At 73.1% G+C, this 24,287-nt stretch carries 25 protein-coding genes and 1 pseudogene; 8 read left to right on the top strand and 18 right to left on the bottom strand.

The annotated features are described in order from the left end of the window. Window positions 1–16: 16 nt before the first annotated feature. From VGH76_RS20325 to VGH76_RS20300, 6 genes are all read right to left on the bottom strand, one after another. Entirely contained in the window at window positions 17–589 is a 573-nt protein-coding gene (locus tag VGH76_RS20325) for a hypothetical protein (protein ID WP_331558535.1), read from the bottom strand. Window positions 590–629: 40 nt separating this feature from the next. Then, window positions 630–1,493: a RecB family exonuclease gene (locus tag VGH76_RS20320; protein WP_331558534.1), complete on the bottom strand. Its 864-nt coding sequence runs from the start codon at window positions 1,491–1,493 to the stop codon at window positions 630–632. A gap of 10 nt (window positions 1,494–1,503) precedes the next feature. Beyond that, window positions 1,504–2,370 (bottom strand): PHP domain-containing protein, encoded by an 867-nt coding sequence (locus VGH76_RS20315; RefSeq protein ID WP_331558533.1) that lies wholly within the window; start codon window positions 2,368–2,370, stop codon window positions 1,504–1,506. Between the two features lie 19 nt (window positions 2,371–2,389). Then, window positions 2,390–2,899: a PH domain-containing protein gene (locus VGH76_RS20310; RefSeq protein WP_331558532.1), complete on the bottom strand. Its 510-nt coding sequence runs from the start codon at window positions 2,897–2,899 to the stop codon at window positions 2,390–2,392. Window positions 2,900–2,956: 57 nt separating this feature from the next. After that, window positions 2,957–3,115: a hypothetical protein gene (locus VGH76_RS20305; protein WP_331558531.1), complete on the bottom strand. Its 159-nt coding sequence runs from the start codon at window positions 3,113–3,115 to the stop codon at window positions 2,957–2,959. 66 nt (window positions 3,116–3,181) lie between these two features. Then, window positions 3,182–3,697 carry a MaoC family dehydratase gene (locus VGH76_RS20300; protein ID WP_331558530.1) on the bottom strand — a complete coding sequence of 172 codons (516 nt, stop codon included), beginning with the start codon at window positions 3,695–3,697 and terminating at the stop codon, window positions 3,182–3,184. A gap of 378 nt (window positions 3,698–4,075) precedes the next feature. Between VGH76_RS20300 and VGH76_RS20295 the strand changes: the two genes are divergently transcribed. Further along, window positions 4,076–5,164 carry a magnesium and cobalt transport protein CorA gene (locus tag VGH76_RS20295; RefSeq protein WP_331558529.1) on the top strand — a complete coding sequence of 363 codons (1,089 nt, stop codon included), beginning with the start codon at window positions 4,076–4,078 and terminating at the stop codon, window positions 5,162–5,164. Between the two features lie 204 nt (window positions 5,165–5,368). Then, window positions 5,369–6,772 carry an MFS transporter gene (locus tag VGH76_RS20290; protein ID WP_331558528.1) on the top strand — a complete coding sequence of 468 codons (1,404 nt, stop codon included), beginning with the start codon at window positions 5,369–5,371 and terminating at the stop codon, window positions 6,770–6,772. A gap of 230 nt (window positions 6,773–7,002) precedes the next feature. On the opposite strand, the gene VGH76_RS20285 is transcribed toward VGH76_RS20290, so the two are convergent. The 3 genes from VGH76_RS20285 to VGH76_RS20275 all read right to left on the bottom strand — a co-directional run bounded on the left by VGH76_RS20285 (window position 7,003) and on the right by VGH76_RS20275 (window position 9,954). Next, entirely contained in the window at window positions 7,003–7,521 is a 519-nt protein-coding gene (locus tag VGH76_RS20285; protein WP_331558527.1) for a general stress protein, read from the bottom strand. 194 nt (window positions 7,522–7,715) lie between these two features. Next, window positions 7,716–8,912: an acyl-CoA dehydrogenase family protein gene (locus tag VGH76_RS20280; RefSeq protein ID WP_331558526.1), complete on the bottom strand. Its 1,197-nt coding sequence runs from the start codon at window positions 8,910–8,912 to the stop codon at window positions 7,716–7,718. A gap of 82 nt (window positions 8,913–8,994) precedes the next feature. Then, a complete protein-coding gene (locus tag VGH76_RS20275) occupies window positions 8,995–9,954 on the bottom strand; it encodes a CoA ester lyase (RefSeq protein ID WP_331558525.1) in 960 nt (319 codons plus the stop codon). 232 nt (window positions 9,955–10,186) lie between these two features. Between VGH76_RS20275 and VGH76_RS20270 the strand changes: the two genes are divergently transcribed. From VGH76_RS20270 to VGH76_RS20260, 3 genes and pseudogenes are all read left to right on the top strand, one after another. Beyond that, a complete protein-coding gene (locus VGH76_RS20270) occupies window positions 10,187–11,539 on the top strand; it encodes a magnesium transporter MgtE N-terminal domain-containing protein (protein WP_331558583.1) in 1,353 nt (450 codons plus the stop codon). Continuing rightward, window positions 11,532–11,972 (top strand): annotated as a pseudogene (locus VGH76_RS20265) (DUF1003 domain-containing protein); the annotation flags it as partial. The gene VGH76_RS20270 and the pseudogene VGH76_RS20265, both read left to right, overlap by 8 nt. Window positions 11,973–12,224: 252 nt before the next feature. Further along, a complete protein-coding gene (locus tag VGH76_RS20260; protein WP_331558524.1) occupies window positions 12,225–13,361 on the top strand; it encodes an Mrp/NBP35 family ATP-binding protein in 1,137 nt (378 codons plus the stop codon). Between the two features lie 55 nt (window positions 13,362–13,416). Here the strand turns inward: VGH76_RS20260 and VGH76_RS20255 are convergent, their stop codons facing one another. Further along, window positions 13,417–13,908: an N-acetyltransferase family protein gene (locus VGH76_RS20255; protein WP_331558523.1), complete on the bottom strand. Its 492-nt coding sequence runs from the start codon at window positions 13,906–13,908 to the stop codon at window positions 13,417–13,419. Window positions 13,909–13,949: 41 nt separating this feature from the next. Here VGH76_RS20255 and VGH76_RS20250 point away from each other — a divergent pair, with 41 nt between their 5' ends. Continuing rightward, window positions 13,950–14,501: an XRE family transcriptional regulator gene (locus VGH76_RS20250; protein WP_331558522.1), complete on the top strand. Its 552-nt coding sequence runs from the start codon at window positions 13,950–13,952 to the stop codon at window positions 14,499–14,501. A 234-nt stretch (window positions 14,502–14,735) separates the two neighbouring features. Here the strand turns inward: VGH76_RS20250 and VGH76_RS20245 are convergent, their stop codons facing one another. After that, window positions 14,736–16,103 carry an MFS transporter gene (locus VGH76_RS20245; RefSeq protein ID WP_331558521.1) on the bottom strand — a complete coding sequence of 456 codons (1,368 nt, stop codon included), beginning with the start codon at window positions 16,101–16,103 and terminating at the stop codon, window positions 14,736–14,738. A 48-nt stretch (window positions 16,104–16,151) separates the two neighbouring features. Beyond that, the gene (locus VGH76_RS20240) at window positions 16,152–17,027 is read right to left on the bottom strand and encodes a class III extradiol ring-cleavage dioxygenase (protein ID WP_331558520.1); all 876 of its coding nucleotides are present in this window, start codon (window positions 17,025–17,027) and stop codon (window positions 16,152–16,154) included. Window positions 17,028–17,106: 79 nt separating this feature from the next. On the opposite strand from VGH76_RS20240, the gene VGH76_RS20235 reads away from it, so the two are divergent. Then, complete coding sequence (locus VGH76_RS20235) at window positions 17,107–17,607, top strand: MarR family winged helix-turn-helix transcriptional regulator (protein ID WP_331558519.1); 501 nt, start codon at window positions 17,107–17,109, stop codon at window positions 17,605–17,607. Window positions 17,608–17,609: 2 nt separating this feature from the next. Here VGH76_RS20235 and tatB read toward each other — a convergent pair whose 3' ends face one another. The 4 genes from tatB to sigE all read right to left on the bottom strand — a co-directional run bounded on the left by tatB (window position 17,610) and on the right by sigE (window position 21,278). Further along, the gene (gene tatB / locus VGH76_RS20230) at window positions 17,610–18,095 is read right to left on the bottom strand and encodes a Sec-independent protein translocase protein TatB (RefSeq protein ID WP_331558518.1); all 486 of its coding nucleotides are present in this window, start codon (window positions 18,093–18,095) and stop codon (window positions 17,610–17,612) included. 8 nt (window positions 18,096–18,103) lie between these two features. Next, window positions 18,104–19,756, bottom strand: a complete 1,653-nt coding sequence (locus tag VGH76_RS20225) for a S1C family serine protease (RefSeq protein WP_331558517.1) — start codon at window positions 19,754–19,756, stop codon at window positions 18,104–18,106. 152 nt (window positions 19,757–19,908) lie between these two features. Beyond that, window positions 19,909–20,613 carry a zf-HC2 domain-containing protein gene (locus VGH76_RS20220; protein ID WP_331558516.1) on the bottom strand — a complete coding sequence of 235 codons (705 nt, stop codon included), beginning with the start codon at window positions 20,611–20,613 and terminating at the stop codon, window positions 19,909–19,911. Continuing rightward, window positions 20,610–21,278 carry an RNA polymerase sigma factor SigE gene (gene sigE, locus VGH76_RS20215; protein ID WP_331558515.1) on the bottom strand — a complete coding sequence of 223 codons (669 nt, stop codon included), beginning with the start codon at window positions 21,276–21,278 and terminating at the stop codon, window positions 20,610–20,612. Before sigE ends, VGH76_RS20220 begins: the two co-directional genes overlap by 4 nt. Window positions 21,279–21,935: 657 nt before the next feature. Between sigE and VGH76_RS20210 the strand changes: the two genes are divergently transcribed. Beyond that, the gene (locus VGH76_RS20210; RefSeq protein WP_331558514.1) at window positions 21,936–22,595 is read left to right on the top strand and encodes an O-methyltransferase; all 660 of its coding nucleotides are present in this window, start codon (window positions 21,936–21,938) and stop codon (window positions 22,593–22,595) included. Between the two features lie 7 nt (window positions 22,596–22,602). Here the strand turns inward: VGH76_RS20210 and VGH76_RS20205 are convergent, their stop codons facing one another. Both VGH76_RS20205 and VGH76_RS20200 read right to left on the bottom strand, forming a co-directional pair. Continuing rightward, entirely contained in the window at window positions 22,603–24,129 is a 1,527-nt protein-coding gene (locus VGH76_RS20205; protein WP_331558582.1) for a leucyl aminopeptidase family protein, read from the bottom strand. Window positions 24,130–24,139: 10 nt separating this feature from the next. Next, the coding region (locus tag VGH76_RS20200) for a DUF3117 domain-containing protein (protein WP_331558581.1) at window positions 24,140–24,287 on the bottom strand (148 nt) is incomplete at its 5' end.

Below are 24,287 nucleotides of genomic sequence, written 5' to 3'. Positions count from 1 at the left end.
CGAGCGCGAAGCGCACCTATCGCCACCAGAACAGGGCCAGCACCACCAGGACGTCCACGGGGACGACGAGGGCCGCCACGGTCGCCGCCCACACCGGGGTCCGCCGCCACGCCGCGAGCCCCGTCGCGGCGAGCGCCACCAACGCCCCGGCGACGTGGCCCACCATCACGCCCACCCCCGGCCCGACCGCCCCCAGGACGACGGGCGCCGCGACCACCCCCAGGGTGAGCACGATCAGCCCGCCGGTGAGCACCCGCGCGGCCTCGACGAGCCGGTGCAGCGCCGTCGGGCGGTGCTTGCCGATGGGTCGGCCGAACGCGCCGGTCCGGACGCCGGTGACCACCGTCGGGTAGGCGTCGGGGACCGCGTGCAGCCGGCGCGGGGTCGCGGTGCGGACCGCCTCCGCGGGAGCGGTCGGTCCGGCCGGTTCCGGCCATGTCGGCTCGTCCGCACCGGCGCCCCCGGCGCCCCCGGCGCCCCCTGCCGACTGCGCCGACTCGGCCGGGGCGGCCGGGAGGCCGGTCGGTGGGGTGGGGATGCCGTCCGGGGGTGTCGGGTCCTCGGGCGGGAGCGCGGCGTGGCCGGTCATCGGGGGCGGGTTCCTCGCAGCAGGGGTCGGGCGCAGGGGGTCACGGGGCGAGCAGCGCCCAGGGTTCCAGCGGTGGCGCGGCGGCGCGGCCCTCGGGGCAGTGCCGCCGGAAATCGCACTGCGCGCACCGCGGCCCCGGCGACGGCGGGAAGAGCGCCTCGGCATCCCCGCCCGCCGCGAGCGCCGCGTCCGCGGCCGCCATGTCGACGACCGACTCCTCCGCCCGACGTCGATGGCGCGCGAGCGAGGCCTCGTCGTGGACGGTGCTCGCGACGGTGCCCGAGGGCAGGTGGTGCAGCTCCACCCGACGGCAGGCGCGGCGCAGGGTGCGCGCCGCGGCCAAGGCGTAGAGCGCGAGCGCCCGGGAGGACCGGGCGTCCTGCGCGTCGGGAACCCACCGGCCGGTCTTGTAGTCCACGACGACGGCTTCGCGGGCGGGTGGGTCGCCGGCACTGTCGGCGACGCGATCGTCGATCCGGTCGACGCGGCCCTCGGCGACGATGCCCCCGACCGGCGCGGCCACCCAGCGCTCCAGCCCGAGCGGCTCACCGACCGTGGCGCCGTGCTCGTCGGCGTAGCGGGCCACCCAGTCCTGCGCCCGGGCGCGGTACTCACCGGCCTGGTGGTCGTCCCGGAACCCCTCGGAGACCCAGTGCCGCTCCACCAGGGAGGCGGCCCGCTCGGCGGAGCGGCGGGCGACGGGGAGCTCGAAGAGCGCCCGCAGCGCGTTGTGCACCACCGCGCCGAGGGTGGCGTGCGCCCAGGCGCCCCCGCGGGGCGGGGCCGGACGGTCGAGATAGGTCATGCGGTAGCGACGGCGGCAGTCCTCGAAGGTGGCCAGCCGCGCGGGGGTGATCTTGATCAGCGGAGAGGGCATGTCCTGGAGAGTCAGCTGCCCGCTCATCGGTTCCAGCCTATTGCCCGCTCGTCACGATCTCCGCACCGGTGGCCTGCTCGACGAGGGCGTCGAGGACCTCCGGAGCGGTGGTCTCGGCCGCGATCGGGATCGTCTTGTTGGCCCCGTGGTAGTCGCTCGACCCGGTTGCCAGCAGGTCCAGGTCGCGGGTTAGCGCCCGGAGCCGTGCGCGGTCCTCCGGAGAGTGGTCGCGGTGGTCCACCTCGAGCCCGGCGAGTCCGCGCCCGGCGAGGTCGGCGATCACCTCGGGCTCGATCACGTCACCCCGCAGGCGGGCCCAGGGGTGCGCCCACACGGCGACGCCGCCGGCCTTCCGGATCGTGGCGATGGCGTCGGCGATCGGGGTGTCGGCCTTGGGTTCGTAGTACCTGCCGCCCTTGGCCAGGAACGAGTCGAACGCGTCGCCGACCGAGTCGACCGCACCGATCTCGACGAGCGCCCGCCCCAGGTGCGGGCGCCCGACCGGCGCCCCGGTGCGGGCCGCGATCGCCGCCGGGTCGACGTCGTACCCGTCGGCGCGCAGCCGCTCGGTCATCACCGCCATGCGCCGGGTCCGCTCCTCGCGGAGCCGTTCCTGGTCCGCCAGGATCGCCGGGTGGGCCGGGTCGAACAGGTAGCCCAGCAGGTGCGCCGACACGGTCCCGCCCCGGCCGTCGGGGCTCGCCGTCGAGAACTCGGCGCCGCGCACCAGCCGGACGCCCGACGGCATCGTCGCCACGGCGTCGGCCGCGGCGGCCCAGCCGGCCGTCGTGTCGTGATCGGTGAGCGCGAGCGTGGTGACGCCGGCGTCGACGGCCAGTCGGACGACGTCGTCGGGGTCGTCGGTGCCGTCCGAGGCGTTCGAGTGGAGGTGGAGATCGATCACGGTCGGGGTGTACCCGGGATCAGGGCCGGCTGGGCGTCTGCCGCTTCTCCCCGAACACCAGCTCGGAGATCGCCTCGTAGACCTCTTCGGGGTCGGGCAGGAAGTCGATGCGGTTCAGCGCCTGGATCTGACCGGCGGACTCGATGATCATCGTGCCGTAGCCCAGCATGCGGCCGGTGAGCGTCCGCTCGAACGTCAGGTCGGTGACCTTCCCGAGCGGCATCATGCCGACCTTCTGGGTGAAGACGCCCTGGGTCAGCATCACACGCTTGTCGGTGATGACGACCTTCTCCACCCACCACTCGCTGACCTTGTACGCCGCCTTGATCAGCACGAGCAGGCCGCCGTACCAGAGCAGGTTGGAGAGCACCGGGCCCTCGGGGAGCAGCGCGGCCGCGACCATGAGGATCACCATCAGCACCGTGGCCTGGACGACCTCGTTGACGATGACCACCCAGTGGCGGCGGAACCGGATCACCCGGCGCTCGGTCGGCAGGACGTACTCGTCGACCTCGCGAGGTGCCAGCACGGCGGTCTCCCCTCCTGCCCCAGGACCGGGACGTGAGGAGCGTACCCCCGCGATCGGTCAGAACAGCGACTTCAGGAAGGTGATGATCGACAGGGCGATGTACTCGAGAAAGTGGAGGATCTCCAGGACGAAGTTCGCCGCCGCGTGGGGCTGGGTGATGATGAAGAACAGCACGAAGATCACGACGATCGCGCCGACGAGCTTCTTCACGTCCACACGGCCGGATAGTAGGGCCATGCCGTGACCGACCGTGACCGACACACCGAGCGGGTGTCTCCCGATTCAGCGCTCCTGCGGCACCGGGCGGTTCGGCTGCTCCGCGGCGAGGGCGGCCTCGTCGGACTCGGTGACCGGCCGCTTGGGGACCATCACCTTGCGGCGGTAGATGCAGACCACCACGCCGTCCTGGTTGTAGCCGATCGTCTCGACCTGCACGACCCCGCGGTCGTTCTTCGAGCTCGACTCCTTCTTGTCGAGCACCGTCGACTCGCCGTAGATCGTGTCGCCGTGGAACACCGGCTTGACGTGACGAAGCGACTCGACCTCCAGGTTCGCGATCGCCTTGCCGGAGACGTCGGCCACCGACATGCCGAGCAGCAGCGAGTAGACGTAGTTCCCGACGACGACGTTGCGCCCCTGCTGGGTGCCCTCGGCGTAGTGGCTGTCGAGGTGCAGCGGGTGGTGGTTCATCGTGATGAGGCAGAAGAGGTGGTCGTCGTACTCGGTGACCGTCTTGCCGGGCCAGTGCTTGTAGGTCGCCCCGACCTCGAACTCCTCGAAGTACCGACCGAACTGCACGTGTCCACTCCCTGAACGTCGTCGTCTCCCGGGCCGTCCGGGCGGCACGCCGCCCGCGACGACCCGTAGGATGGACCATCGCGGAAGCGCACGTGGACGCACGGATGCGTGACGCGTGCGACACCGGACCCACCCCGGCAGCCGTCCGGCCGTCCCCCGGCGGGTCCGGTCGGGAGATCGTCCGGACCCGGGAACCGAGGAGGTGGACGTGGCCACGACCGAGCAGCAGGGCGCCGATCCCGGGAGTACCGGCCGCGTCCTCTCGAGGGGCCGCTGACGACGGCACGGCACCGTCGTGGTCCCCGGAGCGACGCGGAGATCCGTCCGAGATCCCGCTGAACCGGCCCCCGGGTCGTTCGAGCCCTACGGAGACCCACCATGCCCGCTCTCCCCTCGCTGCGCCCGACCGTCCGCGGACGCCGCCCGCGTGCGCTCGACAAGGGTGTCCACGTCCCGCACGTACCGCTCTCGGCCTTCGTCGTCGACTGCGCGGTCTACGTCGACGGCAAGCGGCTCAAGGGGCGCTGGAACCACCGCGAGGCGATCGAGGAGGTCCGCCGGCGCGAGGAGGGCTTCGTGTGGGTCGGCCTGCACGAGCCCGACGCCGTGCAGATCGACGACATCGCCGAGGTCTACGGGCTGCACCCGCTCGCCGTCGAGGACGCGGTCCAGGCCCACCAGCGCCCGAAGATCGAGCGCTACGACGACATGGTGTTCTCGGTCTTCAAGACCGTCCGCTACGTCGCGCACGCCTCCCCGACCACCGCGAACGAGATCGTGGAGTCGGGCGAGCTGATGTGCTTCGTCGGGAAGGACTTCGTCGTCACCGTCCGGCACGGCCAGCACTCCGGGCTGCGGCGGGTGCGGCGGATGCTCGAGGACGAGCCCGAGCAGCTCGCGCTCGGCCCGGCCGCGGTGCTGCACGCGATCGCCGACCACATCGTCGACGCCTACCTGGAGGTCTCGGTCGCCGTCGAGGGCGACATCGACACCATCGAGGCCGAGGTGTTCGCGCCGTACTCCGAGCTGGGCGCCGACCAGATCTACCTGATGAAGCGCGAGGTGCTCGAGCTCCGCCGCGCCGTCCAGCCCCTGGTGGCCCCGCTGCGCCGGCTCACGGAGGGGTACTCGCCCCTGGTCCCCACCGACGTCCGCAGCTACTTCCGCGACGTGGACGACCACCTCGTGACGGTGTCGGAGCGCGTCGCGCAGTTCGACGAGCTGCTCACCACGCTGGTGGACGCGGTGCTGGCCAAGATCACGCTGCGGCAGAACAACGACATGCGCAAGATCACCGCGTACGCGGCGCTCCTCGCCGTGCCGACGATGTTCGCGGGCATCTACGGCATGAACTTCGACTACATGCCCGAGCTGCACTGGACGTTCGGCTACCCGCTGGTGATCGTCGTGATCGTGGTGATCTGCGCCTGGCTCTTCCGGACGTTCCGGCGCAACCACTGGTTGTAACGGCTTCCGCCGAACGTCCCCCGGTGTGAAATTTCGGTCTTCCGCTGCGTGACTGTGTGGTTACGCTCACGGCGTTCCAGCGGCGGAAGTCGGGAGGGCGCACACGTGACCACGGCAGACGGGACCACTCAGCAGCCGGGGAGTGTGCGGTCCCTGATCCCGGCCCGGATCGACCGATTGCCCTGGTCCCCGTTCCACACACGGATGGTCGTGGCCCTCGGGACCTGCTGGATCCTCGACGGTCTCGAGATCACCATCGCCAGCAACGTGGGCGAGAAGCTGACCGACGGCGACCGGCTCGGCCTCTCGACCACCGCCGTGGGCTTCCTCGCGACGGTCTACCTGCTGGGACAGGTGGTCGGTGCGCTGGTCTTCGGGAACCTCTCCGACCGGCTCGGCCGACGCCGGCTGTTCTTCATCACGCTGTCGATCTACTTCGGCGGCAGCGCCCTCACCGCCTTCACGCTCGGCTCCGGGGCCTGGTCGTTGACGTTCCTCTACGCGACCCGGTTCATCGCGGGCGCCGGGATCGGCGGCGAGTACGCGGCGATCAACTCGGCCATCGACGAACTGATACCGGCGCGGTACCGGGGCCAGACCGACATCGCCGTCAACGGCACGTACTGGGCGGGCGCCGCGATCGCCGCGGCGATCCAGGTCCCGCTCCTCTCGGGCGCCATCAGCCCCGGCCTCGACTGGCGCGTCGCGTTCCTCATCGGCCCGGTGCTGGCGATCGTGATCGTCGTCCTCCGCCGGGCGGTGCCGGAGAGCCCGCGCTGGCTGATCATGCACGGCCGGGCCGACGAGGCCGAGAAGTCGATCGAGTACATCGAGCGTGAGGTCGCCGCGACGGGCAAGGAGGTCGGCCCGGTCGACGAGACCCGGGCTTTGGAGATCAAGCCCAGTCCGCAGACGGGGTACATCGCGCTGTTGAGAGTGCTGTTCCGAACGTATCCGGGCCGCTCCACCCTCGGTGCGGTCCTGATGATCACCCAGTCGTTCCTCTACAACGCGATCTTCTTCTCGTACGCGATCGTGCTGGCGAACTTCTATCTCGGACCCGACGCGGACACGTCGATCTACTACATCCCGTTCGCGATCGGGAACTTCCTCGGCCCACTCCTGCTGGGCCGGTTCTTCGACACCATAGGACGCCGGAAGATGATCGCCGGGACCTACATCCTGGCCGGCGCGCTCCTGATCATCAGCGCGTTCCTGTTCAAGGCGGGGGCGCTCAACGCGACGACGCAGACCATCGCCTGGTGCGTGATCTTCTTCTTCGCGTCGGCTGGCGCGAGCGCCGCGTACCTGACGGTCTCCGAGATCTTCCCGATGGAGGTCCGCGCCAAGGCCATCGCGGTGTTCTTCGCGATCGCCCAGGTCTTCGGGTCGGTGGCCCCGCTGGTCTATGCGGCGATGATCGGTCCGAAGGACGCCCCGAGCGAGTCGGGGCTCTTCTACGCCTACATCCTCGGCGCCGTGGTCATGATCGTCGGCGGCATCGTCGCGGCGGTGCTCGGCGTCGACGCCGAGCGCAAGTCGCTCGAGGACGTGGCCATGCCGCTCTCGGTCGTGCGGGCGACCGGGGTCGGTGGAGGTGGGCCGTAGGCACCTGCTCGAGCTCGTCGAGTGGACTCTCATGGCTGCGGCATCAGCCCTGAGGGTCCACTCGGACCCTCGGGGTGCCACGGTGCCGATCGAGTGGACCCTCGGGGCTGCGTCGACGACCGTGGAGGTCCACTCGGGTCCCGCGGGGCCAGACCACCGGAGGCACCGCGGTGGGTAGGGCCTGCTCGCGACGCCGGGCGGCGCTCCGGCACCTGTCGTCGGGAACCGGACTACGTCTGCTCGGTGCCGATCGCGAGCTTGGCGAGCATGTCGCGGGCCTTCTCGGCGTTGCGGGGCTGGCAGAGCACGTCGTAACGGCCGGCGACCATCTGGCTGGCGCTGGTGAAGTCCCGCCTCCCCCGTGACGCGCCGTACGTGATCGCGCCGCTGACGATGCCGAACACGATGCCCATCCCGAGACCGAGCAGGATCGCGCCGATCGAGCCGTTCGCGCTGAACAGCGACAGGATCACGCCGACGAACAGGCCGAGCCACGCCCCGGAGGCCGCGCCGGTGGCGAGCACACGCCCCCACGTCAGCCGACCGATCACCCGCTCGACGAGCATCAGGTCGACCCCGACGATGGTCACGTCCGCGACGGGGAAGTCGTTGTCGGCGAGGTGGTCGACCGCGCGCTGTGCCCCCTCGTACTTGTCGTACGACCCGACCGGCCAGCCCGAGGGCGGCTCCGGCAGGTTCGGCAGCCCCGGAGCAGCTCCGGGTCGGTTCCCCATGAACGGCGAGCTCACGACTTCCTCCGCGTGCTATCGGTCCGAGCATCCTTCCAACGGACCGCATCGGAGGAAAGTGCCCACGCGGGGTGTGTGCTCCCTCCCTCACTCGGCCGAACGGCCGCGAGGCCCGACGTCAGAAAAGTCCCGTTGCGGACGTTGAGCGTCGGCAACGGGACTTTTCTGACATGACGGGGCCTCGATCGAGCCGCTCAGCTGCGCAGCTTGTAGTCCTTGAGCAGGCCGCGGCTGATGATCGTCTTCTGGATCTCGGAGGTGCCCTCGCCGATGAGCAGGAACGGCGCCTCACGCATGAGCCGCTCGATCTCGTACTCCTTGGAGTAGCCGTAGCCGCCGTGGATGCGGAACGACTCCTCGGTGACCTCCTTGCAGTACTCCGAGGCGATCATCTTGGCCATGCCCGCCTCGACGTCGTTGCGCTCGCCGCTGTCCTTGAGGCGCGCGGCGTTGACCATCATCAGGTGGGCGGCCTCGACCTTGGTGGCCATCTCGGCGAGCTTGAACGCGATCGCCTGGTGCTGGGCGATCGGCTTGCCGAAGGTGGAGCGCTGCTGGGCGTACTCGATGCCGAGCTCGAAGGCGCGGATCGCGATGCCGCAGGCCCGGGCCGCCACGTTGACGCGGCCGACCTCGACGCCGTCCATCATCTGCGCGAAGCCCTTGCCCGACTGCCCGCCGAGCACCTGGGTCTGCGGGAGCCGGTAGCCGTCGAACACCATCTCGGTGGTGTCGACGCCCTTGTAGCCCATCTTGTCGATCTTGCCGGGGATCGAGAGGCCCTCCGCGACCTTGCCGAACCCGCGCGGCTTCTCGACGAGCAGCGTCGTCAGGTTCTGGTACGGCCGCTCGGCGCCCTCGTCGGTCTTGACGAGCACCGCGGTCAGGTTCGAGGAGCCGCCGTTGGTCAGCCACATCTTGGCGCCGTCGACCACGTAGTCGTCGCCGTCGACCTTCGCGCGGGTCTTGATGGCCGCGACGTCGGAACCGAGCTCCGGCTCGGACATCGAGAAGGAGCCGGTCATCTCCCCGGTCGCGAGCTGCGGCAGATACTTCTGCTTCTGCTCCTCGGTGCCGTGGTGGATGAGCATGTAGCTGACGATGAAGTGGGTGTTGATGACGCCCGAGACGCTCATCCACCCGCGCGCGATCTGCTCGACGACCAGTGCGTAGGTCAGCAGGGACTCGCCGAGACCGCCGTACTCCTCCGGGATCATGAGCCCGAACAGGCCCATCTCCTTCATCCCGTCGACGATCGCCTGCGGGTACTCGTCGGCGTGCTCGAGCTCCTGGGCGGTCGGGATGATCTCCTTGTCCACGTAGTCGCGGACCGTGGAGAGGATCTCGTTCTGGATATCCGTGAGACCCGCGGTCTGGGCGAGGCGTGCCATGCGTCGTGCTCCCTGCTCTGGGGTGATTACCGACGAGTATGCCGCGCGGTTCCGGGCGAAGGGCGCCCTTGGCCCGGAACGCTCAGCTCTCCGGGGGCGTCCAGCGCTCGCCGCGGGTCATGCCCGCCGCGCGCCCCTTGCCCGCGATGACCAGCGCCATCTTGCGCGACGCCTCGTCGATCATCTCGTCGCCGATCATCGCCGAGCCCTTCTTCCCCCCGGCCTCGGAGGTGAAGTACTCGTAGGCGTCGAGGATGTTCTCGGCGTGGTCGTAGTCGTTCTGGTCGGGCGAGAACGTCTCGTTCGCGGCGTCGATCTGGCCGGGGTGGAGCACCCACTTGCCGTCGTAGCCCAGCGCCGCCGCCCGCTTCGCGACCCGGGTGAAGCCGTCGACGTCGCGGATCTGCAGGTACGGGCCGTCGATCGCCTGCAGGTCGAAGGCGCGGGCGGCCATGAGGATCTGCATGAGGATGTAGTGGTAGGCGTCACCCTCGGTGTAGCCGGGGGGCTGCTCACCGACCACGAGCGACTTCATGTTGATCGAGGCCATGAAGTCCGCCGGGCCGAAGACGATGGTCTCCATGCGCGGCGACGCGGCGGCGATCGCGTTGACGTTCGTCAGGCCCAGCGCGTTCTCGATCTGCGCCTCGATGCCGATCTTCCCGACCTCGTAGCCCATGGTCTTCTCGATCTGCGTGAGCATGAAGTCCAGGGCGTGCACCTGCGCGGCGGTCTGCACCTTCGGCAGCATGATGGCGTCGAGGTTGGCGCCAGCACCCTCGACGACCTCGGTGACGTCGCGGTAGGTCCACTCGGTCGTCCAGTCGTTCACGCGGACGACCCGGGCCTTGCCCTCCCAGCCGCCCTCGTTGAGCGCGGACACGATCGTCTTGCGGGCATCCGGCTTAGCCAGCGGGGCGCAGGCGTCCTCGAGATCCAGGAAGATCTGGTCCGCGGGCAGGCCGCGGGCCTTGTCGATGAACTTCTGGCTCGAGCCGGGCACCGCGAGGCACGACCGGCGCGGACGGTTCTCGACACTCACTCGCACTGACCTCCTCGAGGGCCTCCACGTCTTCGTCGTGGAGACATCTGGTTGACCGGGATGCTGACACGCGCGGGCGCAGCTGTGCCGATTCAGGTGAAGACGCTCTCAGGCGTCGGCGTCGACTTCCGCGTTACTCCCCCGCGCGTCGTCCCGCGCTCACCCTCTCACCACCGGCAACTCGACCGTCGCAGCTAACCTCCGGGGCGTGACCCGCGCCGCCAGCACAGCGATGACCAGGGTGTTCGTCGCCCGCATGGTTGGGCTGCCCGTCCTGGGGCCCGACGGGGAGAACATCGGCCGGGTCCGGGACGCGGTGTCGGCCGTGTCGGTCGGGCCCCGCCCGCCCCGTGTCCTGGGCCTCGTCGTCGGTGTCGGCTCCCGCCGACGGATCTTCGTGCCCATGCTGCGGGTCACCGCGATCGACGCGGGCGCGGTGACCCTGTCCACCGGGCAGGTGAACCTGCGCCCCTTCGCGCAGCGCCCGAACGAGGTCCTCGTCGTGGGCGAGATGCTCGACGCGGCCGTCCGGGTCGTCGACCACGACGCCGACGCGACCGTCGCCGACGTCCTCATGGAGCACACCCGCAGCCGGGACTGGCTGATCACCCGCCTCGCGGTCACCGAGCGCCTCGGTCGGCTCGGACGCCGGGGCCCGGTGCAGGTGCTGCCCTGGGCGGCGGTGAGCGGCCTGTCCCTCGCCGAGGAGGGGCAGGGCACCGAGCAACTGCTGGCGACGTTCGAGGACATGCGCCCGGCCGACGTCGCGCAGGCCCTGCTCGACCTGCCGCAGCGCCGCCGGCACGACGTCGCCGACGGGCTCGGCGACGAGCGCCTCGCCGACGTCCTCGAGGAACTGCCGGCCGTCGAACAGCGCGACCTGCTCCGCCACCTGGCGTCCGAGCGCGCCGCCGACGTCCTCGAGGCGATGGACCCCGATGACGCCGCGGACCTGCTCGCCGACCTGCCCGACCCGGAGTCCGAGCAGCTGCTGGGCCTCATGGAGCCCGAGGACTCGCAGTCGGTGCGCCGGCTGCTGACGTACTCGGCGGACACCGCGGGCGGCATGATGACCCCCGAGCCGATCGTGCTCACGCCCGACTCGACGGTCGCCGAGGCCCTGGCGCGGGTGCGCAACCCGGACATCACCCCGGCGCTGGCCTCGATGGTGTTCGTCGCGCGCCCGCCGTCGGCGACGCCCACCGGCCGCTACCTCGGCTGCGTGCACTCCCAGCGGCTGCTGCGCGAGGCGCCGTTCGCCCTCGTCGCGGGGGTGCTCGACGCCGAGCTGACCCGGCTGCACCCGGACGCCTCGCTCACCGAGGTCACCCGCTACTTCGCGACGTACAACCTGGTGTGCGGCCCGGTGATCGACGACAACGACCACCTGCTGGGCGCGGTGACCGTCGACGACGTGCTCGACCACCTGCTGCCCGAGGACTGGCGCACCCAGGACCCGGACCCCACGACGACGGGTGGCCTGCGGGTCCCGCCGTCCGCGCTGCCCGCCGGGAAGGCGGCCGCGAAGGCGACCGCCCCGTCCTCCTCCACCGCCCGACCGTCCCGCGGAGGCCGCCGTGCCTGAGCGCTCCAGCCGATACCGGCTCGACACCCCCGCCGGCCCGCAGCGTCGCCTGCGGGTCGAGCTCGACACCGAGGCCTTCGGCCGTGCCGCGGAACGCCTCGCCCGCTTCCTCGGGACAGGCACCTACCTGCTCTGGCAGACGGTGCTCGTCGTCATCTGGATCGCCCTGAACCTCATCGGGATCCTCGGGAAGTGGGACCCCTACCCGTTCATCCTGCTCAACCTGGCGTTCTCCACCCAGGCGGCCTACGCGGCACCGCTGATCCTGCTCGCGCAGAACCGCCAGGACGACCGTGACCGGGTCTCGCTCGACGAGGACCGGACGCGGGCGCAGCGGACCATCGCCGACACCGAGTACCTCTCGCGCGAGCTCGCGGCCGTCCGGCTGGCCGTCGGCGAGATGGTGACCCGCGACTTCCTGCGCAGCGAGCTCTCCGAGCGGGGCGCGGAGCGCAGCGGCATCGACCGCGAGATGCAGCGCACGCTCACCCGGGCGGTCGACAAGTCGATGGACCGGACGCTCGAGAAGTCCCTGGACCGGGTCGTGGACAAGGCCGTCGAGCGGGCCGTGGACAAGGCCGTCGAGCGGGCGCTCGGCCGAGCGCTCGAGAACGCCGGGGCGCGCACGGGTGGCAACTACCACGCGGGCCCCGGGTCGGACGAGGACGCCACGTAGCATCGGGTCATGTCTGGTTCCCCGTCGGTCGAGGCGATCCGCACCGCGCTGTCCGGTGTCGAGGACCCCGAGATCCACCGCCCGATCACCGAGCTCGGCATGCTCAAGGACGTGCGTGTCCTCGACCACGGCAAGGTCGAGGTCGCGATCTACCTGACGGTGTCCGGCTGCCCGATGAAGGAGACCATCACCTCCCGGGTGACCGACGCCGTGTCCACGGTGTCCGGCGTCTCGGCGGTGTCGGTCGAGCTCGACGTCATGGACGACGAGCAGCGCAAGGAGCTGCGCCGCAAGGTCAAGGGCGACGCCGACGAGCCGGTCATCCCGTTCGCGCAGCCGGGCTCGATGACCCGGGTCTACGCGGTGGCCTCGGGCAAGGGCGGCGTCGGCAAGTCCTCGGTGACGGTGAACCTGGCCGCGGCCATGGCCGAGAAGGGCCTCAAGGTCGGGGTGGTCGACGCCGACATCTACGGCCACTCGGTGCCGCGCATGCTCGGGGCCGACGCCCTGCCCACCAAGGTCGACGAGATGATCCTGCCGCCGCAGGCGCACGGGGTGAAGGTCATCTCGATCGGGATGTTCACCCCCGGCAACACGCCGGTCGTCTGGCGCGGCCCGATGCTGCACCGCGCGCTGCAGCAATTCCTCGCCGACGTCTTCTGGGGCGACCTCGATGTCCTGCTCCTCGACCTGCCGCCCGGCACCGGGGACATCGCGATCTCCGTCGCGCAGCTGATCCCGAACGCCGAACTGCTCGTGGTGACCACGCCGCAGCAGGCCGCCGCCGAGGTCGCCGAGCGCGCAGGCGCGATCTCGCTGCAGACCCGCCAGCGGCTGGTCGGCGTCGTCGAGAACATGTCGTGGATGGACATGCCCGACGGGTCGCGGATGGACCTGTTCGGTTCCGGTGGCGGTCAGCAGGTGGCGGACTCGCTGACGAAGGCGGTCGGGTCCGAGGTGCCGCTGCTGGGCCAGATCCCGATCGACACCGCCCTGCGCGAGGGCGGCGACTCCGGCGTGCCGCTGGTGCTCTCGGCGCCGCAGTCCGCGGCGGGCGTGGCCCTGCGCGCCGTGTCGGACAAGCTCACCGTCCGGGCCCGCGGCCTGGCGGGGATGTCGCTGAACATCTCGCCGAGCGGCCGCTGACCCGACGTCAGGAATGACTCGTTCCTGACACTGGACGTCCGGGAAGCGTCGTCGATCACTCGTCGGGTGAGAGATTCCGCTGCATCCACGCGACGTCGTGCCACCCGTCGTGCTTCCAGCCGACGCGGCCGAACGTGCCGACCGGCTCGAAGCCGAGCGCCGCGTGCAGCCCGACGCTCGCCTCGTTCGGCAGCGTGATGCCCGCCGCCGCGCGCCGGTAGCCGAGGTCGACCAGCCGCACGAACAGCGCCTCGTACAGCGCGCGGCCCGCCCCGGTGCGACGGCGACCGTGCTCCAGGTACACGCTGACGTTGCAGGACCAGCGGTAGGCCTCCCGGGCGTTGAACGGACCGGCGTAGGCGTAGCCGACGGCCCGGCCCGACTCCTCACCCACGAGCCAGGCCGACGAGCCCCGGATCCGCGCGGCCATCTCCTCGGCGTCCGGCGGGACGGTCTCGAAGCTGATGACCGTGTCGCGGACATAGGGCGCGTAGATCGAGGCGCACGCGGAGGCGTCGTCGGCCGTGGCCTCGCGGATGCTGAGCACGGTTCACGAAAGTAGCACTATATGGCCGCTATAGTGGCCACATGGACGCACTGACCACCTCGCTCGCGGCGGCCGTCCGGGAGCGTCGGGTCGAGCGCGACCTCACCGTCCGCGCGCTCGCGGACCGCGCAGGCGTCTCCCGGGCGATGATCGCCAAGGTCGAGGCGGGGGACGCCCAACCCACCGCGGCGCTTCTCGGCCGCCTCTCGGGAGCCCTGGGCCTGAGCCTCTCGGAGCTCGTCGCCCGCGCGGAGGGCAGCGGCCGCGTCGCACGAGTCGTCGACCAACCGACCTGGACCGACCCGACGTCGGGCTACACCCGCCGGGCCGTGTCGCCCCGCTCCGGGGGAGACCTGGAACTGGTCGAGGTGACCATGCCCGCCCACGCCGAGGCCGCGTTCGCCGCCGACACGTACGCGTTCCTCGGCCATCAGATCTGGGTGCTCGACGGCGAGCTGGAGTTCGACGAGGGCCCGACCACCCACCGCCTCGCCGCGGGCGACTGCCTCGAGCTCGGCCCGCCCGCGGACTGCGCCTACCGCAACGCCTCGGACACCCCGGTCCGCTACCTCGTCGCCGTCACCCGCCGCTGAGCGGCGCACCGCGCTCGGGCCGCCGATCCGGCGACGGCGCATGATCAGCGGGACCACGTCGCTGTCTCGACCCACCACCGACCACCGCACCGTCCTGGTGATCGCGGTGCGCCCCGCACGGGCGGCCGGGCGCATGATCAGCGGACCAGCACGGGTCCTCCCGGCCCACCCGGACACCCATGGAAGTCTGTTGATCTTCGAGATGGCACCGCAGGGCCGCTACCGGCGAGGGAGTCACCATCGGTCATCCGGATCTCCGCCCGACCGCGTGGTGACTCCTTGATCTTCGCGAGCTCCGCGTCGCCGACCCACCTGGGCCGCCACGGCGCCCACGAGCGAGACGGCCCCGGCGAGGAGCAGCACGCCCCGGTGCCCGACCGGACCCGCGAGCACCCCGAACGCCGCCAACGACGCCGCGCTCGCCAGGTATTGCGCCGCCACCACGATGCCGCCGGCCGCGCCCCGACGATCGGACGGCACGTCGCGACCCGCCAGGGCGAACACGGCCGCGAAGGCCACACCGCTGCCCAGGCCCGCGACCAGCGACGACGCCGCGAGCCCGCCGACCGCCGACAGCGCGAGCGCCACCCCGACGGTTCCGAGCGCGGCCACGCCGAACCCCAGCGGCGCGCCCCGCTCCTCGCCGACCCACACCATCAGCCGCCCCGACAGCGCGCTGCCGACCACGACGCCGACGGCCAGCGGCAGGAGCAGCAGGCCCGCCGCCGCGGGCGGGAAGCCCGGGAGATCGGCGAGCATCGTCGTCACGAGGTAGTACAGCGCGCCGGGGCCCGCCATGTACGCGGCGGCGAGGAGCGCGCCGAGCCGGACGTCGGGTCGCCGGCGCAGGTCGCGGCCCAGGAGCGGCGCCACGGACCGTTCCCCCAGGAAGACGCCGACCGCGGACACGACGGCGAGCAGGATCGCCGTCACGGTGGCCGGCGCGGTCCACCCCAGGGTGCCGCCGAGGGTGAGGCTCGCGGCCGTGGCGACCCCCGCCGTCGTCGTGACCGCCGCCGACCGGACGGGGACGCGGACGGGCTCGGCGACGGCAGGCTCGGACGGCAGGACGCCCGCGACGCACGCCGCGAACAGGCACACCGGCACGACGACGCCGACCGCGAGCCGCCAGTCGAGGGCGACCAGCACCCCGCCCCCCGCCGCCCCGAGGGCGAGCCCGCCTGCCCCGACCGCGCTCCAGACGCTCCAGGTCCGCGCTCGCCCGGGACCGGTCGCCACCCGCGTCATCACGCCCAGCACCGCCGGTTGCAGCGCGGCGGCCGCGAGTCCCTGGCCCGCCCGACCCGCCAGCAGGACGGTGGGCGATCCCGCCAGGGCGACGACGGCCGTCGTCGCGCCCAGGCCCAACAGGGCGACGCGGAGCACGCGCCGCACCCCGAGCCGGTCGGCGAGCCGCCCGGCCGCCAGCAGTGCGCCGCCGAACACCACCGCGTACGCGCCGGGCACCCACGGCACGAGGGCGGGAGCGACGTCCAGGTCGACGACGATCGCCGGGAGGGCGACGAACCCGACCGTGAACTCGTAGGTGGCCGCGGCCTGGGCGAGGGCGAGGACCGTGAGTGGCCCGCCCCCGCGGCGCATCAGGCGCCGGGACCCGCCGCGGTGTGCATCGGCGGCGACGCTAGCGGATCAGGCCAGCGAGAACGACCGCCGCGAGAGACCCCACATCATCCCGTCGATCTCAGTGGTCGCCGGGACCTCCGCGTCGGTCGCGGCCCCGAGGGTGACGAAGAGGGGCACGTAGTGCTCCACGGTGGGGTGCGCGTAGGGCATGCCGGGGGCCGAGCGGAAGCGCCGCAGTTCCTCGACGTCGCCGCGGGCCAGGGCGTCGGAGGCCCAGGCGTCGAAGTCGTCGGTCCAGCCGGGAACCGAGTCGCCGCGCAGCATGTCGCGGGTGAGGAACGGCAGCCCGTGGGTCATGAACCCGGAGCCGACGACGAGCACGCCCTCCGCGCGCAGCTCCCGCAGCCGGGCGCCGATCCGCATCAGCCGGTCGGGGTCCTCGTCCGGCATGCTCACCTGGATCACCGGGAGGTCGGCGTTCGGGTACATCACCGACAGCGGCACCCAGGCCCCGTGGTCGAGCCCGCGCGCGGATCGGTGGACGTTCTCCGTGCCCTCGAGCATCGCGGTCAGACGGTCGGCGAGCGCGGTCGCGTCCGGCGTCGCGTAGGTCATCGTGTAGTAGCGCTGCGCGAAGCCGCCGAAGTCGTAGACGAGCGGGGTGCCCTCGCCGGGCGAGGAGATCGTCAGCGGCGCGGACTCCCAGTGCGCGGACACGATGACGATCGCCCGGGGCTGCGGCATCCGCTCCGCCCAGCCGAACAGCTCACCCATCCACTCGCCGTCGTCGTAGAGCGGCGGCGCGCCGTGCGAGAGGTAGACGGCCGGCAGCGGACCGTCCTCGGGAGTCCATGGGCGGCGACCCGCGGCCGTGTCGCGGGCCGGTCCGACGAAGGCGTCGAAGGCAGCGCCCGGGGTGGCGGTGTCGAACGGGGAACTCATGGGCGCGCTCCTGGGAGGTGAAGGTTCAATCATCACGGTACACGCTGGACAGTTGAAGCCTCAAGTGTAAGCTGTGTCCATGGCCGACTGGTTGACCGCCGACGAGCAGCACGCCTGGCGCCGTACGGCCGCGGTGATGACCCTGCTCCCCGCCGCCCTCGACGCGCAGCTGCAGCGCGACGCCGGCCTCACCCAGTTCTCCTACCTGGTGCTCGCCATGCTCTCCGAGTCCCGTGACCGCGTCATGCCGATGAGCGAGCTCGCCTCCATGGTCAGCTCCTCGCTCTCCCGCCTCTCCCACGTGGTGTCGCGATTGGAGCAGCAGGGCTGGGTCGCGCGCGAGCCCTGCGCGGGCAACGGGCGGGTCACGATGGCGCGACTGACCGACGCCGGGTGGGAGAAGGTCGTCGCCACCGCCCCAGGTCACGCGGCCGAGGTGCGACGCCTCGTCGTCGACGCCGTCGGGCCCGACCGGATCGCCGACCTCGACGCCATCACCGGCGCGATCCTGCGCTGCCTCGACCCGGCCGGGCGGATGCGCGCCAACCCGATGGCCCAGCAGATCGCCGACGGGGCCTGACGTCAGGTCGCGTCGGGGTCGAACGGGGCCTGTTCGCCCGGCGCGAGGGGGGCCGCCCGGTCCGACTGGCCCTTGACCGCACCACCGGCCCCGGACGCGGGGAGCCCGTGGTTCCCGTTCGTCCCCGACCCGTTCCCGGCCGTCAGGGCCGCCGCCGCCCCGCCCGCCGTCGCCGGGTCCGGGGCGGCCGGGGTCGCGGCGCCGCTCCAGGTGCCGTCGGCGATCGGGTCGAACAACGTGCGCCGCACCGCGCGGCGCGGGTCCAGGTCGCGGATCGAGCGGAGCTCCTCGAGGGGCTTGCGGAGGTCCTCGAACTCCGGCCCGATCTCGTCGCGCAGCTGGTCCCGGGCGCCTGCCGCGTACTCGCGGACGGTGCGCACGGTGTCGGAGACCCACCGCACCGCGCCGGGGAGGCGTTCCGGGCCCAGCACGAAGAGCCCGATCAGGGCCAGGACGAGGATCTCGCCCCACCCGACGCTCTCGAACACGGCTCCTCCTAGAGCTGCGCCTGCAGCGACAACGGCCGGCCGCCACGCACGACGCCGAGGGTCACCGTCTCGCCCGGGCGGTGCTCGCGGATGGCCACCGTCAGCTCGTCGGCGGAGGCGATGGGCCGGTCGTCGACGCGCGTGACGACGTCACCCTCCAGCACCCCGGCGCGGGCCGCCGGACCACCCTGGACGACGTTGAGGATCTGTGCGCCGTCCGCGGTGCCGTCGGTGACCGACTTCGCGTTCACGCCCAGGTCGGTGTGCGCGAAGCCGCCGGTCTGGATGAGCGACTGCGCGATGACGCGGACGTCGTCGATCGGGATCGCGAAGCCCAGCCCGATCGAGCCGCCCTGGCCGGAGCTGTCGGTGCCGCCGAGCGTGCGGATCGCGGTATTGATCCCGACGACGGCGCCGGTGGAGTCGACGAGCGCACCGCCGGAGTTGCCAGGGTTGATCGCGGCGTCGGTCTGGATGGCGTCGATGACGGGGTTGGCGTTGGCGGACTCCGCGTCGAGGCGCACCGGCCGGCGCAGTGAGCTGACGATGCCGGTGGTGACGGTGCCCGCGAGACCCAGCGGCGAGCCGATCGCGATGACGCCGTCGCCCACCTTCAGGTCGGACGACCGTCCGAGCTGGGCGACCACGGGGTTCGCGACGTCGACCTTGACCACGGCGATGTCGGTCTGCGGGTCGCGCCCGACGATCCGCGCCGTGGCCCGCATCCCGGACGCGAAGACCGCCTCCAGGGTCGCGCGGGGATCGGTGGCGGCGAGCGAGACCACGTGGTTGTTGGTGACGATGTCCCCGCGCGGGTCGATGACGACGCCGGACCCGGTGCCGCCCGTCGTGCCCGACCGGACCTCGATGGACACGACGGCGGGCACGACGCGCCCCGCGACGTCGGCCACCGACCCGGCCGGCCGCTCCTTGCCCGGGTCGACCTGGGCGAGGCTCGCGCCCGGGTCGACCAGGGCGTCCGAGCCCGCGGCGGTCAGGTGTCCGACGACCCCGCCGACCGCGCCCACGAGCAGCGCGATGACCGCGAGGACGATCAGGGCGCTCGGCGCCACGCGCCGACCGAACAGCAGCTCGCGCGCCGAGAGGCGGGGCCCGACGGCACGCCGGTCCGGGCCGGGCTCCCTCTCGCGCACCGCGGGTGCCCCGAGCTCGGCCGCCGCGGCGGGATCCCGCCAGGGGTCGCGCTCGGTGGTCTCGCCGGCCCAGAGGTCCTGCGCCTCGTGCTCAGGCCGCGGCCGGGTGGACTCCGCCGGGCGCTGGAGCGTGTCCGGCGTGCCCTCGGGCCGTCCGAACGCGCCCGCGAGGGCCACCGAGGGCTCCCGGGCCCCCGCCTGCTCGCGCGGGCGGGCCCGCGGAGCGGCATCGGTGGGGGACCCGTCCGCGGGGCGGGCGAACGCCGCCGCCATCTCGCCCTCGTCCAGGACGTGCCCGTTGCCGGCGGCCGGAGAGGCCTCGGCAGCGTCGGGACCCGCGGGCCGGGTGTGGCCGTTCGCACGGTGGTGGCCGTTCGTGGGCGCCCCGGACCCGGTCGGGGCGTCGCCGGCGACCCCGGCGTCGGCGGGAGCGTCGTCGGCGGGGTCGTCGTACTCGGGCGCGTCGGGGCGCTCCGTCGTCGCGTGACGCGACCAGGGGCTGCTCATGGCTGCGCTCTCATCGGGTGCGCTCGCGACGGCTTGCCCTACTCGCCGTGGGCGTGCGCGCGCGGTGGGTGGTCATCGTCCTCCCACGGTAGAGCGCGGAGGACGGCGCGGCGACACCGCCCGATCCTCGGCCGTCGACCGTGAAGGAACGGTCAGGCCGGAGGACTCGTCGGAGTGGTCGTGCCGGGGGCCGGCCGGGCCGGCGGCTTCGCCACCGCGGGGATCGCTCCCGCGGGTCCGGCGTGCTCGACCGAGCCGGCCACCGGATTGCCCCGGTCCCCGGCGGGGGGCACCGGGACGCCCGCCGTGAGGGAGGCGCCCGCGACGGGTGCGGGACCGCCGGGGGTGACCGCGGCCGGGATGGCCCCCGCGGCGACGACGGGCCCCACCACGGCCGCGGCCCCGGCGACCAGGCCGGACGCGACCACCACCGGGAGACGGCGGGGGCGCGGGGCACCAGCGGCGCGGCGGGCGCGCCTGCGCCCGGCGGCCTCAGCCGTGCCCGGGGCGCCGGAGGGCACGACGAAGTTCCCCTCGGCGTCGAGGGTCAGCCCGGCCGGTGCCTCGGGCAGCTCGGCACAGTCGGGGATGGCGCGCAGCGAGCACAGCAGCGAGTCGGGGACGCCCGGGGTGTCCGCGCCGCGCAGCCGCCTCCGGGCCTGGCGCTGGGCCATGACCTCACCGGCACAGGCCGGGCAGCGGTCCACGTGCGCGGCGGCACGTCCGGCGGGGCCGGCCGGGAGCTCGCCGTCGACGTGGGCGACGACGGCATCGAGCGAGAGGTGCCCACCGGGCAGCGCCTCCGAGACGGCCCCCACCCAGCGGGACCAGGGGGTGCCGTGCGGCCGGCCGATCACGGCGCCGACCCGGCGCCCAGCGTCACCGGCGTGTGCCCGCCGGCCCCCTCTTCGGCGGCCCGCTCGGCACGGCGCCGCTCGAGAGCGCTGCGAAGCGCCTGACGTCCTCGATGGATGCGACTGCGCACGGTCCCCAGTTTGACATCCAACGTGGCCGCGATCTCCTCGTAGGAGAGACCTTCCACGTCACAGAGCACCACGGCGGCCCGGAACTCCGGCGCCATCTCGTCGAGCGCGCCCTGGAGATCGGGGTCGAGGTGGGCCTCGGAGAAGACCTGCTCGGGGTCGGGCCCGCCGCCGGGGAGCCGGTCGGTGTCCTCGGGGAGGCCCTCCATCCGCAGCCGGCCGCGGCGGCGGACCATGTCGAGGAACAGGTTCGTCGTGATCCGGTGCAGCCAGCCCTCGAACGTGCCCGGCTTGTAGGCCGCGAGCGAGCGGAACACCCGGATGAAGGTCTCCTGGGTGAGGTCCTCGGCGTCGTGTGCGTCGCCGGTGAGCCGGTAGGCCAGGCGGTAGACCCGGTCGGCGTGCTCGCGGACCACGTCGTCCCAGGACGGCGGTGTCCATCCCTCGGCGCCGTCGGTGAAGGCGCCCGCGTGGGTCGTGGCGGCGCCGGAGGAACCCACGTCCGGTCCGACAGGGCGCGCGGCGAGCGTCTCGGTCATGGCCACACTCTCTCCGCTCGGTATGACACCCGGGTGAGGGTCGTCTGAGAGGGGGCTGAGGATCCACGGGAGACGGAGCGACATTCAAGGGAGCACGCCGATAGGGGAGCTCGACCCATAGGGGTCGAGGCGCGGCGCGGCGCGGACCGGGTGGCGTGATCGCGATCTAGCCTGGTTCGCGTGACGGAGGACGGGGGCCGCCGGGGCGGTGGCGACGACGGTGAGTCCCGTCGCGCCCGTGCCGCCCTGCGCGTCGTCGATTCCACGAGCACCCCCTCGCCGCCGGGGGCCGCCCACCGGCGTGCTCCCCTGGATGCGACCCCTACGGACCGGACTCCGCAAGCACCTCACGATGACGCGGGAACGGGGTCCACGTCGAGCGCCCCCGGACTCGCGGGCAGGCGCCGCGGCGCGGCCCGGCCCCCGAGCGGGCGGGCAGGCGGTGCGCACGGCAGCAACCGCATCCCGGTCTACCCCCGGGTACCGACTGAACCGCTGCGCGCCACGTCCACCCCCGCCGGTCGGCGCGGGTCGGGGGCCGAGAGGCACGGGGCGGGACGGCACGGAGCCGACGAGACGCTCCCCGAGCAGCCAGGCCTCCGCCCGCTCGGTGATCCCCCGGCCGACCAGGACAACGACGACGAGGCCGCGGTCACCGTGGCGCTCACCGACCCCACCGGCGAGGCAGGCGCCACCGAGCGTCTCCGCGCCCGCGCCGAGCACTTCACCGGCGACGACGAGGTCCTCGCGGCGGCGCGGGTACGGGCCACCGAGCACGGGATCGTCCCGATCGGGCCGGGCGCGTGCGCGGCCCTGACGTTCCTGGCCTCGGCGACCCGCGCGCGCAGCGTCGTCGAGATCGGCTCCGGGGCCGGGCTCGGCACGGTGAGCCTGCTGCGCGGGATGCCGCGCGAGGGGCTGTTGACCAGCATCGACTGCGAGGCGCCGCACCAGGGTCTGGCCCGCCAGGCGTGCCTCGAGGGCGGGTTCGCACCCGGCCGCGTCCGGATGATCACCGGGCGGGCGCTGGACGTGCTGCCGCGGCTCTCCGACTCCGGTTACGACCTCGTGCTCGTCGACGCGCTCACCGTGGAGTACCCGCGCTATCTCGAGGAGGCGGTGCGGCTGCTGCGTCCCGGCGGGGTGGTGGCCCTGGACAACGTCCTGTGGACCGGGCGGGTGAGCGACCAGGTACGCCGGGAGGCGATCTCCTCGGCGCTGCGGGAGACGGTGCGCGCGGTGCGGGCCGACGAACGGCTCGCGCCCCTGCTGCTCCCGGTGTCCGACGGGCTGCTCTGCGCCTCGCTCCTGTCCTGAGCGGGGTTCAGGAGCGGGCGACGAACTCGACGAGCGTGCGCGCCGCGAACCCGGTCGCGCCCTTGGCGACCTCCTCGTGGGGCGAGTCGCACCGCGCGGGGCCGGCGATGTCGAGGTGGGCCCAGGGCAGCCCGCCGGTGAAACGCTGCAGGAACAGCGCCGCGACGATCCCACCGGGCCCGGGCGGCGCCTGCCGGACGTCGGCGAGGGTGGAGTCGACGTCGGAGTCGTGCGCGGCGGCCAGCGGCATCGCCCACCACGCCTCGCCGGTCTCCCCGCCCGCGTCGACGAGGCGGCGCGCGAGGTCGTCCGTGGTCGCGAAGAGCCCGCCGGTCCGCACGCCCAGGGCGACCTTCATCGCGCCGGTGAGCGTGGCGACGTCGACCATCACGTCCGGCTCGAGGGTCGCGACCGCCCAGCCGAGGGCGTCCGCGAGGACCATCCGGCCCTCGGCGTCGGTGTTGGTGACCTCGGAGGTGCGGCCGTCGTAGTGGCGGACGACGTCACCGGGCCGGTAGGCCGAGCCCGAGACGTGGTTCTCCGCGAGCGGGACCAGGCCGGTGACGCGCACCGGCAGCCCGAGCGTGGCGATCGCCGCCAGCGCGCCGACGACCGCGGCGCCCCCGGAGCAGTCGGTGCGCATGTCGGCCATGCCGGCGTTCGGCTTGATCGAGATGCCGCCGGTGTCGAACGTGATGCCCTTGCCGATCAGCGCCACGTGCCGGTCCGCGCCCGCCGGGGACCACGAGATCTCGAGGAACCGCGGTGGCCGCGAGGATCCACCGCCGACCGCCAGTACGCCGCCGAACCCCTCCTCGGCGAGCCAGGCCTCGTCGCGGACCACGAGCTCGAGGCCCGGCACCGACCCCAGCACCGCGACCGCCTGGTCGGCGAACCACGCGGGGGACTTCGCCCCCGAGGGGGTGTCGGCGAGGTCGCGGGCGGTGGCCGTCGCGCGGGCCAGCACGAGGGCCCGCTCGACCGCGGGCCTGGCGTCCCCGGGAACGGCCACCCGCACCGTGGGCGGTTCGGCCGGCGCCGACGAGCGGACCGAGAACCGGTGCGACCCGAGCAGGAGACCGGTCGCGAGCGCCGCCCACGCCGCGTCGTCGTCGGGTCCCGGGTGGCCGTCCTCGATCGCCACGAGCACCCGCGCGACGTCGCCGTCGAGGGCGCCGTACAGCTCGCCGGGCTCGGAGCGGCCCGTCACGACCCGCACGGCGGCGGCCCCGGCGGCGCGCCAGTCGGACTCCGACCCGCCGCCCGCGCCGACGAGCCACCGGCCGGCCCCGTCGGACGGAGCCAGGGCCGTGACCGCGCCCGGTGACGCGGTCCAGCCGCTCGGCGTCGGCTCCGGGGCAGGGAGGGACTCGCCCTCGGCGTCGACGGTGCGTCGCAGGCGCACGAGCGCGTCGCCTGCCGGGGCGGTGCCCGGGTCGACGCACACCACGTCGGCCAGGGGGGTCGGGAGTCCGGGCTCGGCGAAGGGCACGCCCTCGGCCGGGGTCCCGGGCACGCCCGACCCCGTCGTCACGCTCACCCGATCAGGGCGAGACGGAGGTGAGCGCCTCCCGCAGGTCACTCGCCTCGTCGGCGGTCATCTCCACGACGAGCCGGCCCCCACCCTCGAGCGGCACGCGCATCACGATGCCGCGCCCCTCCTTGGTGACCTCGAGGGGACCGTCACCGGTC

Source organism: Actinomycetospora sp. (genome assembly GCF_036497585.1).
In the GTDB taxonomy this organism is placed as follows: Bacteria; Actinomycetota; Actinomycetes; order Mycobacteriales; family Pseudonocardiaceae; genus Actinomycetospora.
Note: the sequence above shows the minus strand (reverse complement) of the source record. Positions and strands in the feature narration are given on the sequence as shown.

Coding starts and splice junctions, on each gene's coding strand:
- VGH76_RS20325 (WP_331558535.1), bottom strand. CDS start 589: ATGACCGGCCACGCCGCGCTCCCGCCCGAGGACCCGACACCCCCGGAC.
- VGH76_RS20320 (WP_331558534.1), bottom strand. CDS start 1,493: ATGAGCGGGCAGCTGACTCTCCAGGACATGCCCTCTCCGCTGATCAAG.
- VGH76_RS20295 (WP_331558529.1), top strand. CDS start 4,076: ATGCCCGCTCTCCCCTCGCTGCGCCCGACCGTCCGCGGACGCCGCCCG.
- VGH76_RS20290 (WP_331558528.1), top strand. CDS start 5,369: ATGGTCGTGGCCCTCGGGACCTGCTGGATCCTCGACGGTCTCGAGATC.
- VGH76_RS20280 (WP_331558526.1), bottom strand. CDS start 8,912: ATGGCACGCCTCGCCCAGACCGCGGGTCTCACGGATATCCAGAACGAG.
- VGH76_RS20270 (WP_331558583.1), top strand. CDS start 10,187: ATGACCAGGGTGTTCGTCGCCCGCATGGTTGGGCTGCCCGTCCTGGGG.
- VGH76_RS20260 (WP_331558524.1), top strand. CDS start 12,225: ATGTCTGGTTCCCCGTCGGTCGAGGCGATCCGCACCGCGCTGTCCGGT.
- VGH76_RS20250 (WP_331558522.1), top strand. CDS start 13,950: ATGGACGCACTGACCACCTCGCTCGCGGCGGCCGTCCGGGAGCGTCGG.
- VGH76_RS20245 (WP_331558521.1), bottom strand. CDS start 16,103: ATGCGCCGCGGGGGCGGGCCACTCACGGTCCTCGCCCTCGCCCAGGCC.
- VGH76_RS20240 (WP_331558520.1), bottom strand. CDS start 17,027: ATGAGTTCCCCGTTCGACACCGCCACCCCGGGCGCTGCCTTCGACGCC.
- VGH76_RS20235 (WP_331558519.1), top strand. CDS start 17,107: ATGGCCGACTGGTTGACCGCCGACGAGCAGCACGCCTGGCGCCGTACG.
- VGH76_RS20225 (WP_331558517.1), bottom strand. CDS start 19,756: ATGAGCAGCCCCTGGTCGCGTCACGCGACGACGGAGCGCCCCGACGCG.
- sigE (WP_331558515.1), bottom strand. CDS start 21,278: ATGACCGAGACGCTCGCCGCGCGCCCTGTCGGACCGGACGTGGGTTCC.